Source organism: Arcicella sp. (assembly GCF_964672035.1).
Genome location: NZ_CBABQS010000101.1, coordinates 1 through 13,614, shown reverse-complemented (window position 1 = coordinate 13,614; position 13,614 = coordinate 1). Strand labels below are relative to the sequence as shown.

9 protein-coding genes are annotated in these 13,614 nt (G+C 36.3%); 6 read left to right on the top strand and 3 right to left on the bottom strand.

From position 1 onward, the window contains the following. The first annotated feature begins 157 nt into the window (after window positions 1-157). From AC1W31_RS18710 to AC1W31_RS18685, 6 genes are all read left to right on the top strand, one after another. Window positions 158-1,825 carry a hypothetical protein gene (locus AC1W31_RS18710; protein WP_481736015.1) on the top strand — a complete coding sequence of 556 codons (1,668 nt, stop codon included), beginning with the start codon at window positions 158-160 and terminating at the stop codon, window positions 1,823-1,825. Then, window positions 1,825-5,196, top strand: a complete 3,372-nt coding sequence (gene pglX / locus AC1W31_RS18705) for a BREX-1 system adenine-specific DNA-methyltransferase PglX (protein ID WP_481736014.1) — start codon at window positions 1,825-1,827, stop codon at window positions 5,194-5,196. The genes AC1W31_RS18710 and pglX overlap by 1 nt, the downstream gene beginning before the upstream one ends. After that, entirely contained in the window at window positions 5,197-6,570 is a 1,374-nt protein-coding gene (locus AC1W31_RS18700) for an ATP-binding protein (RefSeq protein WP_481736013.1), read from the top strand. A 155-nt stretch (window positions 6,571-6,725) separates the two neighbouring features. Next, window positions 6,726-9,239 carry a BREX-1 system phosphatase PglZ type A gene (pglZ, locus tag AC1W31_RS18695; protein WP_481736012.1) on the top strand — a complete coding sequence of 838 codons (2,514 nt, stop codon included), beginning with the start codon at window positions 6,726-6,728 and terminating at the stop codon, window positions 9,237-9,239. Between the two features lie 12 nt (window positions 9,240-9,251). Further along, window positions 9,252-11,279: a protease Lon-related BREX system protein BrxL gene (brxL, locus tag AC1W31_RS18690; RefSeq protein WP_481736011.1), complete on the top strand. Its 2,028-nt coding sequence runs from the start codon at window positions 9,252-9,254 to the stop codon at window positions 11,277-11,279. A 614-nt stretch (window positions 11,280-11,893) separates the two neighbouring features. Beyond that, window positions 11,894-12,061 (top strand): helix-turn-helix domain-containing protein, encoded by a 168-nt coding sequence (locus tag AC1W31_RS18685; RefSeq protein ID WP_481736010.1) that lies wholly within the window; start codon window positions 11,894-11,896, stop codon window positions 12,059-12,061. A 55-nt stretch (window positions 12,062-12,116) separates the two neighbouring features. Here the strand turns inward: AC1W31_RS18685 and AC1W31_RS18680 are convergent, their stop codons facing one another. From AC1W31_RS18680 to AC1W31_RS18670, 3 genes are read right to left on the bottom strand one after another with little or no spacing between them, the layout of a single operon-like run. Then, window positions 12,117-12,488 (bottom strand): DUF6079 family protein, encoded by a 372-nt coding sequence (locus AC1W31_RS18680; RefSeq protein ID WP_481736009.1) that lies wholly within the window; start codon window positions 12,486-12,488, stop codon window positions 12,117-12,119. Further along, the gene (locus tag AC1W31_RS18675) at window positions 12,485-12,916 is read right to left on the bottom strand and encodes a hypothetical protein (protein WP_481736008.1); all 432 of its coding nucleotides are present in this window, start codon (window positions 12,914-12,916) and stop codon (window positions 12,485-12,487) included. Before AC1W31_RS18675 ends, AC1W31_RS18680 begins: the two co-directional genes overlap by 4 nt. Next, on the bottom strand, window positions 12,894-13,118 hold the full coding sequence (locus AC1W31_RS18670) for a helix-turn-helix domain-containing protein (RefSeq protein ID WP_481736007.1): 225 nt from the start codon (window positions 13,116-13,118) through the stop codon (window positions 12,894-12,896). Before AC1W31_RS18670 ends, AC1W31_RS18675 begins: the two co-directional genes overlap by 23 nt. Window positions 13,119-13,614: the final 496 nt, after the last annotated feature.

Below are 13,614 nucleotides of genomic sequence, written 5' to 3'. Positions count from 1 at the left end.
TTCAGAGCAGGAATGAATATGATTTTTGAAAATTTCCGCAAACCAGCACTTACTGAACAAAATTTGACCCCAATTTTTAAAATATTTACCCGATTCATCATCCGAAACATACAATTATTCAAATATCAAATTTTAGTAGTGTAGAGTAGTCAATTTTATTACGCCTTTAAATGTCAATGCTATCTCCACCGCAAACATCCACATGTGGTCTGCGGGAAGACCCAACGACCTCATTATTCTCTTGCCGGAAGATAAACGATTATTTGATGAATTGCGATTAATTAAGAAAACAGAAAAATACATTCAAACGTCCAATTCACCTTCTTTGGATGCTACCAAACAACGAATCCTTTCCGAAAGAGCGCAGCAGAATCAAGACCGAAAAAGAGCAGTATTGAATCAACTCAAGGAAAGTATCGGCGAGGCTAAAATGTTTTTGAACGGCTCTGAATTAACTGACATCGGCAGTAAAGACCCAAAAATAAAAATTACGCAGGGGGTTCAACAACTCATCAAAACCATTTATACCAACCTCAAAATGCTTACGGTTGATTTTACCGAAACGCATTTACAGAGAATTATCCAAAGCCAAGATGATTTACTATTCAAAAATACCCTGCATGAAATTGAAGTCGAAGTATTAAATCGCATTCAACGCAATAAAGCGAGCCACGAAAGAACGACCACTAAAAGTCTAATAGATAACTTTTATGCCAGACCGTATGGCTGGTATCAAACGGCCGTGTTGTGCATCATTGCTAAACTATACAAGCGTAATAAAATAAGTTTAAAGCAAGATGGTAATAATTTAGACGATAGAGCCGTTTTGGATGCCTTGCAGAAAAATAACCAGTACGCTAATACCATCATTGAACTGGAAGAGGAAATACAAAATACGCAGGTAAAAAAACTGAAAGATTTTTATCAGGATTATTTCAACGAACCCAACTTGGGCAATGAGCCAAAAGAAATATCCCGACTCTTTAAACAACGCTTGGAAAAGGAAGTAAAAGACCTGACTGAAATACACATCCAGCGCAACCGATTCAAATTCTTGGAAGCAGTAGGCGAACCTTTGAGCCGTTTGAAATTAGTAGCCGCCAAAGAACATCCCTATTTCTTTAATGCCTTAGACCAATACGAGGACAATTTGTTGGACGACAAAGAAAATGTCTTGGAAGCGGTTAAAAAATTTATGAATGGTGCCCAGCGGAGCATTTTTGAAAATGTATTGACCTACTTAGAAGGCAATAATGCCAATTTTGATTTCATCGGAAAAGACAGCCTTACAAAATTAAGTGCCGTAGCAGAAAGTCCTGCACCGTATAAAAATAGCCTAATTCAAGAAGCTAAAGGAGCCTTAGAACTCATCCACCAGGAGGTTACCGCCCAACAAAAACTGGAAAGAGAAACCGCCACCGAGGCCATTCTACAGGGCATTGATAAACTAAGATCATTCGATGATTTCACAAAACTGGATAGCAAACAACAGGTTGAAATGATCGCTCCTTTAGAAAGGGCAATCGAGGAAATAGGACGAGAAAGATTCATTGGTAATATCCGCTCAAAAGTAAACCATACAACCACCCACCTCTACCAAAAACAATTAGAGCTGATGATGCGTTGGGCAAATCCGCCTAAACCCGTAGAACCGGGTAGTACTGAGCCGCCAAAACCAAAAATTGTTTTTGTAATAAAGGACAGTGTAAAAATAAACTTCAATAAACCAGCATTGGAAACCAAGCAGGATGTGGAAGATTATTTGGCAGTAGTAAAAGAACAATATTTAAGAATTATCGACCAAGACAAACGCATTTCACTATAATGAACACCAATAACTTAAAACGCTTCGCCAAAGAAGCCCGCATCAAATTACTCGACCAAGTAGGTCAGAAACTAAGGTTTGTCTTAACCCAAGATAATGCAGAATTGCGGGGCAAGGAAAAAGAAATTGAACAGCTCAAAAAGAAAATAACCGAACAAGGCAAAGAACAAGTCATTGAAATGGTGGCCTACACGTGGTTCAACCGTTTGGTAGGATTGCGTTTTATGGATGCTAATAACTACAACATCCCCAAAATAATCACCCCATCCGAGGGTATGACCAGCCCCGAAATATTACAAAATGCCTTGGGGGGAAACATTGAATCGAACCTAAAATTAGACCGCCAACGCCTCAATGATTTACTCGATGGCAAAACTGCCGCCATCGATGCCTACACCGAAGCCTACAAAATGCTCTTGGTCGCTTCTTGCAACCAATGGAATGCCGCTTTGCCTTTTATGTTCGAACGCATCAGCGATTATACTGAACTACTTTTACCCGATGACCTACTGAGTGATTATAGCATTGTGGCCGACATCCGCAAGGGAATGACCGATGAGGATTGCCAACAGGAAGAAATATTGGGTTGGTTATACCAGTTCTATATCTCTGATGAAAACGAAAGATTGATAAAATCAAAAAGCGTTTATAAAAAACATGAATTGGCACCTGCTTCTCAATTATTTACGCCCAAGTGGATTGTGAAATACATGGTGGATAATACCTTGGGACAATTGTGGTCTGAAATAAATCCTGCCACAACCATTCTTCCCAAATTAGAATTTTACATAAAACCTGATTACAAAGACCAACTACCACCAAGACCCAAAAAGCAATTAGAAGAAATTAAATTCTTTGAACCTTGTGTGGGTTCGGCACATATTCTTTCTTATGCCTTTGATGTATTTTATCTGATGTATGAAGAACAAGGATACAGTACCACCGAAATACCCGAACTCATCATTAAACACAACCTTTTTGGCGTAGATATTGATGAACGAGCCGCCCAAATTGCCTCTTTCGTATTGATGATGAAAGGTCGTAGAAAAAACAGTCGTTTCCTTCGCAAGAATATTACACCCAACATCACTTTTTATGAAGATTTTGCTGGAGATGCTAAGTTCAATAATTGTAAGGCATTGGGTTCATTGGTGAAGGTTGAACCAACTGAAATAGACACAATAAAGATAGACGAAGGTTCGCTATTTGCTGATAATCAGACGAAACTAAAGCAGCTATATACCTTTCTTGGACAACGGTATGATTGTGTGGTTACAAACCCACCTTACATTCCTTCTTCAAGGTTCGATAATGACTTAAAATCGTATATAAATGAAAATTATCCAGATTACAAATCAGATTTATTTGCATGCTTTCTGCAAAGAGTTACAGAGCTAACAATTGACAATGGTTTTATTGGATATATTTGTCCATTTGTTTGGATGTTCATTTCGTCATTTGAAAAACTTCGAGAATTTATCATTGACAACACAAATATTAATTCGTTAATCCAATTAGAATACAACGCATTCGAGCCTGCTTGCGTTCCTATTTCAATTTTTACCTTACAAAATAAAAAGCATGATAACCATAAAGGCTCTTATATTAGATTATCCGATTTCAAAGGCTTTCAAACCCAAGCTCCAAAGACATTAGAAGCTATTCAGAATCCTGATTGCGGATGGTTTTATACAGCAAATCAACAGGATTTCGAAAAGATTCCTGGTAAGGCTTTTGGATATCCTCTTAGTCAAAAACTTATTGAAATTTTTAAACAACCTTCATTTGATGGTTTGTACGAAATGAAACAAGGAACAGCTACAGGAGACAATGATAGATTTCTAAGATTTTGGTTTGAAATCAATTTTAATAAAATAGCACTTGAATTTAGCTCAGCAAAAAATGTTTGGGATGCAAACCTAAAATGGGTTCAATTAAACAAAGGGGGATCATTTGGAAAGTGGTTTGGAAATCAAGACTATGTAATATCATTTGATAAAGTAAATCGAGATATTCTAAAAACAATGGGTAATAATCTTCCCTCAGAGTCATACTATTTTAGAGAGCATGTTTCTTGGTCAGATATTACGTCATCATTATCATCATTCAGATATTACCCGACTGGATTTATTTTCAACAACAAAGGGAATGCCATTTTTTTTAAAAATAATAAGGAAAGAAATAGCCTTTTGGCTTATTGTAATTCAAAAATAATACAAGATATTTTACAAGCTTTAAATCCAACTCTTACTCTTTCTGTAGGCGCATTTCGAATTATACCTGCTCCAATTATTTATTCTGACATAATCTTAAAATATGTAGACGATTGTATTAAGATAACAATGGAAGACAATGCTTCTAATGAAGCAAGCTTAAATTTCAATATTCCTGAATTATTTAGGGACAAAACGAATTCAACTATTTCAGAAAAATATCGCATTGCAAGAGATAGTTGGCAGTCTAAGTTTAAGTGTCTTTTGGAAAATGAAATTAATATATCAAAAGGGTTGGCAGAAGAATATGAATTAACAGGTGACAGATATTGTTCAATTCCGAAAGAAGAAATAACTCTTTATTCTAATCCTTATTTCAGATTTGGTATAGAAAAATCAGATGAAGAACGTGAAATATTACTATTGCATGATACAATTTTAAGTATTCTGTCATATTCGATGGGGTGTGTTTTCGGTCGTTACAGCCTCGATAAGCCAGCCCTCATTTTAGCCAACCAAGGCGAAACCTTACAAGATTTCTTAAATCAAGTGCCAAATCCAACCTTTATGCCAGATGATGATAATATCATCCCAGTATTAGAGGGAGAATGGTTTACGGATGATATCGTAGGTAGGTTCAAAGTATTCCTAAAAGCCGCATTTGGCGAAGAGCATTTTGAAGAAAATCTCAAATTCATAGAAGATACCATCGGCAAAGACATTCGAAAATACTTTGTCAAAGATTTCTACAATGATCATATCAAGCGGTACAAAAAGCGGCCAATCTATTGGATGTTTACCAGTCCAAAGGGACATTTCAAGGCACTCATCTACATGCACCGCTATCAACCCGATTTATGTAGCATCATACTCAATGATTACCTGCAAGCGTTCATCAGCAAACTGGAATCTGCCAAACAAACCCAAACCATGTTGAGTTTGAAAGAAGACATCTCCGCCCGTGAAAAAACATTGGCCAATAAAGAAATTGACAAGTTTGAAGCCATGCTCAAAGATTGCCGAGACTATCAAAAAACCTTATTCAGCATCGCCACCCAAAAAATCAGCATAGATTTGGATGACGGCGTAAAAGTAAATTATCAAAAGTTCAAAGAAGTATTAATCCCGATTAAAGGATTAGAAAAAGAAGAAGAATAAATGATAACAGCTGAAGACATAAAACTGATTATTACCAGTGGAGAAGGCTACAATGCTGAATTCAAAGTGTCAGTTCCGGCTAAAGTGAAGGAACTATCCGAAGAAGTATGTGCTTTTGCCAATGCCGCTGGAGGCGTTTTACTAATTGGCGTAAATGATAACAATGAAATAAAGGGCGTTAGCATTGATAATGCAAAACGATCCGCCATTCAAAATAGTTTAAGTGAAATAACCCCCGCCTTGCATTGTTCTTTAACAATGATGGAAGTAGAGGGTAAAACCATCGGCCTTATAGAAGTAGCATCTGGCCCAAAAAAGCCTTATGTTTTATCAGGAGCAATTTATGTAAGGCTTGGCCCCAATACCCAGAAGCTCACCACAGCCGAGCAAATGAGAGACTTCTTTCAGCAGGCTGAAAAAATTTACTTCGATGAAGTCCCCTGCATAGCTTTTAACCCCCCAACGGATATAGATGCTGAAGTATTGGCTCATTTTAAAAGTGAAGCTAATTTAAGTGCGGCTGTTCCCAATGAGCAAATTTTTACGAACCTAAATTTATATGCGGGTCAACAACAATTTAAAAATGGTGCCGTACTTTTCTTGGGGCTTAAACCTGAGCAGTTTATTGAAAAAGCGATTGTCCGTTGTGTTGCGTTTCAAGGAATGGATAAACGTTTCATTATTGATGATCAGGTGTTTGGCGGGTCATTATACAATCAATATACCAAAGCTATGCAATGGCTCCGGGGTAAATTGAATGTTGCTTATGATATAGAAGGCCAAGGTGCTGGCCCCAGAAAAGAAATATGGGAGATTCCCGAAACCGTTTTTAAGGAGGCCATTATCAATTCATTGTCTCACCGAGATTACTACGATAAAGGAGCCGTCATTACCATTGAACTATTTGAGGACCGTGTAGAAATTAGTAATCCTGGTGGGTTGGTTAGCGCCATTCCCGAGGCAGAATTTGGTAAACGAAGTCATTCCAGAAATCCACTCATTTTTGGACTTTTTGCCAGAATGCATTTAGTAGAACAAATTGGATCTGGCGTGGGTAGAATTCTTGATCTTATGAAGGAGGCAGCCTTACCAAAACCTATTTTCCAGAAACAAGGAATGTTTACCATAACCTTGTCTCGTCCATTAAAAAGTACGGAGAAAAGTACGGAGAAAAGTAATGAGAAAAGTACGGAAAAAATTATTCGGCTGATGGCTGAAAATGCAAAGATTACCATACATGAATTGGCTGATATTATTGGAATAACCGCTCGAACCGTTGAAAAACATGTAGCGATTCTAAAAAATGAAGGTAAAATTCAACGTATTGGCTCTGACAAAACCGGCCATTGGAGTGTAATAAATAATAAGAAATAAAAAAATTCATTTGTATGGCTCCGTATAAACAAATGTGTAAATGACGGTGTAAATGACGGTGTAAATGACGGTGTAAATACTACGCTAAAGATTTCAAGTGGTGTCAGTTTCTCAAAACTGACACTTTGGAAAGTGCTAAAACATAAAATCAATTGATGAATAATTTATTTTCTATAAATGATAAAGTACAAGCCGCTTTGGAAAAACTTTTCCAACAACATAGGCTTGTCTTTTGGTATGACGATAAGGCAGAAATGACAGACTTGTTCAACAGCCTTCAAATTGCTGAAGTAGAAAAGGTAATCATGGAAAATAATGAATTTACCCTCAAGCATCAAATGTTGATTGAACAACCCAATCAACACTTTTTAGTCTATCAAGCCAAACCTAAACCGATTGACAATGAAAATTGGATGCTTGATTTACTATTGGCAAATTACGAGTTTCACACCGAAGCGTCATCGCTCTATCTACAAGACCTTGATTTACCGACCGAGTTCAAATCATTGATTCAGCAACATGAAGAGTTCTTTGCCAATGAAAAACGCATCAATGAGTTAAAGGCATTGCTGGAGCCAGACGACAGAGAAAGTAAAATCAGGCTGAAAATGCTTGCCATCATTTGTGCATCCGAACCCGAATGGGAAAAAGTATTGTATGCCTTATTTGCTGAAGCATTCAAAAACAAACAGGACAAATACAAGGCCATCGAAAAGTTTGGCTTGAATACCTTTTTATGGGAAACCATCGAAAAGAAATACAAATACACCGCTACAATACCCACCATTAAAGATTGCCTATTGCAATTGGTGCAAGACAATTTTGAACGTAGCATCAGTGCGGGCAAACCAACGTTAAACAGCGAAGCCTATCTTTTTGTGAACCGTTGGAAAGAAAATACAAAAGCAAAACAAATTTATCACGACTGGAGCCTACGGTTAGAAGACGACCTCGGCATCGAGGCCATCATTCTAAACCAGAGTCCAGAAGAATTGTTACAAGCCGATACGTATAGCGTCATTGACAAGAAAATAATTATCGGCATCAGAGAACACATCGTAAACAATACCTTATCTAATTACACTTTACAAGAATGGATTGAGAAAAGACGTGTGAAGTTCTTCTTTGCCGACTATTCACAGATTTATGAAGCCTTGAGCAATGCTGCATCTTTATTAGATGAAATTAGAAAAGTCAATCTAACCATAGAAAGCCCCCAAGATGGGTTTGAAAAATACGAAAAGCAGTGGTACAAAATTGATAAACTTTATCGGAAGTATATTTGTGCCACTGAGCAGGCAGAACACCAAAACATTTTAAAAGACCTGACCAAGGAAATTGAAAAAGCCTATGGGAATACCTATTTATTGAAATTGGGTAATAATTGGCAAGCCGCCATCGACGGAATGACTACTTGGGAAATTGAAAAAACCATCAGTCAAAAACAGTTTTATCAGCAATGGATTGCCCCTTATACCAAAAGAGAAAATCGTGTATTTGTAATTATATCCGATGCTTTGAGATACGAATCTGCGGCTGAGTTAAGAGAACGCATTTTGCAGGAAGACCGATATACCGCCACGCTAAATGCCGTATTGGGTTCATTGCCTTCTTACACCCAATTGGGTATGGCTTCTTTATTGCCACACAAAGCCCTCACCTTTAACGATCAAAATGACATTGTGTACGCCGATGGAATCAGCACACAGGGAACGTCCAATCGTACAAAAGTTTTGCAAAAAAGCTACGCAGGAAGCATCGCCATCAGTGCAGAAGATTTTCTGAATAAGAAAGCTAACACCGAAGGCAGGGAGTTTATCAAACCTTACAATGTCATTTATATATACAGCAATCACATTGATAAAACTGGAGATGACAAAACATCCGAAGGAAAAGTCTTTGAAGCAACAGAAACGGAGTTTGATTATTTACTACGTATTCTGAAACACATAAGTAGTATGAATGGGTACAACATGATTATTACTGCCGACCATGGATACCTCTATCAACACAACAGATTGGATGAATCCGATTTTGCCGTCTTTATACCAACGGGAACACTTTATAAAACCAGTAGAAGATTTGTATTAGGAAAAAATTTAGTACCAAATTCATCCGTTCAAAAATGGGAAGGAAAGGCATTAGGCTTCGCAGACGAAACCGAAGCACAAATACCAAAATCAATTAATCGAATCCGTATTCAAGGTGCGGGCAGTCGATTTGTGCATGGTGGAGCCAGTTTACAAGAAATAGTTATTCCAGTGTTGGAAATAAGCAAAGCTCGCAAAAGTGATATTGAGCAAGTAGAAATAGACATCATTAGCGGTACCTCCAACATAACCAGCAACACATTTGCGGTCAGTTTTTACCAAAAACAACCCGTAGCTGATAAAATTCAACCACGACAAATAAAAGCAGGTTTTTATAGAAGTTCGGGCCAATTAATATCAAATATTGTCACACTGTTATTCAATAGCACCGAAAGTGATGCAATGGCAAGAGAAAAAAGGCAAAGTTTCCTTTTCACTTCCGAAGCTTCTAAACAAAATGGCCAAGATGTGTACCTCAAACTCGAAGAACAGATTGAAGGAACCAGTCAATTCAAATTGTACAAAAGCATCACATACCGAATGCTCATCGCATTTAGCAGTGAATTTGATGATTTTTAAAACGATAATAATATGGATGCATTAGACATAAAACTCAATCAGTCCTTTCCAGGAAAAGTTGTTCGCAAGGATTTAACCAAGCAAATCAAAGAAGGTGCAAATGTGCCGGTGTATGTCTTGGAATACCTGCTGGGTATGTATTGTGCAACCGATGATGAAGCAACCATTAAAGATGGTATTCTGAAGGTAAAACAGATATTGGCAGAGAATTATGTACGTCCAGATGAGTCAGAAAAAATAAAAGCGAAGATAAAAGAGAAAGGCCGTTTTAAAATAATTGATAGGGTAACCGCAAAACTTAATGAACGAGAAGACCGTTATGAAGGCTTGCTTTCAAGTATTAATTTGAAGAATGTTATCCTTGATGATTCGTATATCCGAAAATATGAAAAACTTCTGTCAGGCGGAATTTGGTGTATTCTAACGTTAGAATATTGGTTTGATGAAAATTCAAAAGATTCTCCTTTTAAAATAGTAGAATTGAAACCCATTCAAATGCCAGAAACGGACATTTCGGATTTTCTGCATCATCGCCAAGATTTTACCTTAGAAGAATGGATTGATATCATTTGCCGTAGTGTCGGCATGGAACCCGTAAACCTCGAAGAAAAAACGAAGTGGCATTTGGTGGCAAGAATGATTCCTTTTGTAGAAAAGAATTTTAATATCTGCGAATTGGGCCCAAGAGGTACGGGTAAATCTTATGTATTTGATGAGATTTCTCCCTACTCCATCCTAATTTCAGGAGGGCAAACCACGGTGGCCAATTTGTTCTACAACATGAGTACCAGAACAGTAGGCTTAGTGGGAATGTGGGATGTCGTAGCATTTGATGAAGTGGCAGGAATTAGTATGAAAGATAAAGACGGCATTCAAATCATGAAGGGGTTCATGGCCAATGGCTCTTTCAGCAGAGGAAAAGAAAGTGTAAATGCAGATGCCTCCATGGTGTTTGTGGGTAATATCAACGGATCAATCGAAAACCTCGTTAAGACCAGTCACCTGCTTTCTCCCTTTCCAAAGGATATGATTGATACCGCTTTCTTTGATCGCTTCCATCATTACTTGCCAGGCTGGGAAATTCCAAAAATGCGACCAGAATTTTTCACCAATGCTTATGGTTTCATATCAGATTACTATGCAGAATGTTTAAGAGAACTGCGTAAACACAATTTCTCTGATGTAATTAGCCAATATTTTAGATTGGGAAAAGACTTAAACCAACGAGATACAATTGCAGTAAAAAGAACTGTAAGTGGTTTGGTTAAACTCCTATTTCCTGATGGCAAGTTCACGAAAGAAGATATTCGTAAGTGCGTTGAGTATGCGTTAGTAGGTAGAAGGAGAGTAAAAGAGCAGTTGAAAAAAATAGGTGGGATGGAATTTTACGATGTACATTTTAGCTACATAGACCTTGAAGATAATGAAGAACATTTTGTTGGCGTACCTGAAAGCGGCGGAAAATCACTAATGCCTGAAGGAGATTTACCCGCTGGAACCGTTTATGCAATTGGTAAAAATGCTGACTCAGGACACAAAGGCTTATTCCGTTTGGATATTCAAAGAATGACGGGTAATGGAAAAATCAGTGATACAGGTTTTAGGGGTGGCACAGCGATAAAGGAAGAGTTAAAAGAAGCAGTTAACTACGTGCGTTCCAATCTTAATAGAATCACCCAAACTGCAAAATTTAGCGATTTTGAATTTCACCTTAAAGCAACTGATTTAAATGGCATTGGCAATACTAAAGGATTGGAACTTGCCATGTTTTTATCAATAGTTTCATCCATTGCCGAAAGACCATTAATTCCACAACTGGCAATATTAGGTTCAATGAGCATTGGAGGAGCAATCATCGGCTCTGATAATCTTGGAGAATACCTTCAAGTTTCAGCGGATAGTGGTGCAAAAAAAGTATTGATTCCTGCGGTAGATATGGCACAGCTTGCAAAAGTACCAACAGACCTAATCTCAAAATTTAGTTTAATCATATACTCAGATCCTGTGGATGCAGCATTTAAAGCAATGGGATTGGAATAAATATTAATGAATTTTCCGTATTACACCAGCCACGGGAATAGGAAAAAAACAAGCCAGAGTTTAACGGCTAATTCCTTTTATCATAGTCGGTAAAAACTAAAATCTACATTTTTCAGAAATGGACAATCAAAATCAAATAACCCCCAAACGAACAATGAAAATAGGTATGACAAGTTTTGAAAAAGATATATTAAGGTCACAAGTCCCTTATTGGGCCTAAAATTACATAGCATAGCCTAATTCTCTAAAAGTCAACATCTTACAGTTTCGATTTTGAGATTTTATAAAATATAACTTTCTGATTATCAAGTATTTAACTTTTAGGTTTATTTTGATGAAGATAGCCACCAATTTCGACTTTTCGATATCCGAGAAACTTGTATAGTGTCATTTTTGAAACTCTAATCTCCGAGGCAATTTTATTAACTGCCATACCTCCTTGTTCGCAATACTGTTCGGCTTCTATGGTTTTCGACTATCATTTTTAGTCCAATGTTGCCATAAATTTTAATATTATGTAGTCTATTAATTATCTTGCCTTTTTAAACATCCATTGGGGCAGAAAAGGTGGTCGAAGGCAAGGAATCACCAAAGAAGCCGAAAAAAAAGCAATTTTGGCAGAATCTTATTACAAACAAGGGGATATGGCAGTCAATAAAATCGCTTTGGAAATAGGTGTTTCAAAAATGACATTTTATAAGTATCTGAGGTATCTAAAAGTCGAAATTGGTAGCTATGTTCATCAAAATGACTCTAAAAGTCAAGTGATTGAAATTCAGTAAGTTATATTTTATAAAATCTAAAAATACAAATCGTAAGTAGTTGATTTTTAGAAAGTTATACTACGCTATGTAATTTTAGGCCCAATAAGGGAGTTGCAACCAACTTGCCAGCAATTGCTTTTAAGTCGGTTTTAGGTTTTTCGTCGTTGAGTAAATTAATCAAGTCACCATTTTCAGCAATCAAGGATATCAATGACATTAAGTGCGATTTACCGGTGCCATAATTACCAACAACTTGTATTCCGAATGATTCTCCAGTACGATTGAAATCCAAGTTTCTGATCATTAGTGGAATCAGGTGATTTTTAAATGTATCAGAGAAAACAAATGTTTTTAATAATGAGTTTTGGTAGTCAGATTCAGAGGTTCTGCTAAATTTTATAACTTCGGTTATTGGTTCAAAGTTTAGTAGTTCTTTGTATTTCATAGTGTGATATGACTTAATTCGTTAATGTTAATTTTTATTCCATTTTCTCTTGAGAGAAAGTATAAATACTCATTATCTATTTCACCTTCCCATTTCACAAAAAGTACATTGTTATTCGAATACTTTTCAAAAAGCCTTTTTATGTCTTGTTTCAAATTGGGTTCTAGCAATATTCCAATGTTTGAGATGGATATCATTTTTCCGTAACTGTTATGATTAGTCGCTGCTTGGTTGAGGATTTTATCTACTTCAGTTGAAACTTTCATAGATAATTTATTGTCGTCATTCCAATTATAAATTGCCTGGGATAAAAGATTGCCAATATCAACGGGTGTGAAGTCGAAAAAAGAGTTTTTATAAAACACAATTTTGTTTTTTGATTGTAATTTTAGATATTCTGACACTTTATTTTCTAGTAGGGTATCCATTGGTTCTTTTAATTTTTGTTTCAACCAACAATTCTTTCACTTCCACATTCAAAATTTTCGCAATGTCATACAATACTTCAAGTCTTGGTTGTTTCCTGTTTTGAACATAGCCATTTACCATATTGTAGCTTTTACAAAGCTGTTCTGCTAGCCAAGTCTGTTTAATTCCTTTTCCTTCCAGTATTTCTTTTATTCTGTTCATGTCATGCAAGCATTAAGTTGCTAAAATAGTATTTTCATTTTTAATATCTCATTTTTCAATATAAAAAGTAATTAAAAATATTTTAGCTGTCGGGCTGGAATCACCATTTGGGCCAAATCTAAACTATCATGTCTCTTAAACTCAATATTTACAAGAATATGTAAGATTTTGATTTACGAGATGAAAAAACAGATATTTTAGATGAGTTTTTGAGATAATTTTCATTGTATCATAGAATGACCGTGTCACTTTTAGTCCAATTTTGCCGTAAATTTTTAGGGCTATTTTGCGTGTTTACCACTTCATTATTTAGTTGTAACTTTAATTAGAAATCAATAATGGATTGCTATGTAACGTGTAAATAATAAGTTGGTCAAATTCTTCCTTTGATAAGATAGCTCCATTTAGGTCTTTTATCATCGAAAGTGACATATTTTTCGATATTATCTTTAAATTTCTGACAAACCTCTCTTTTGGTTAAATATTGCTTTGTGTT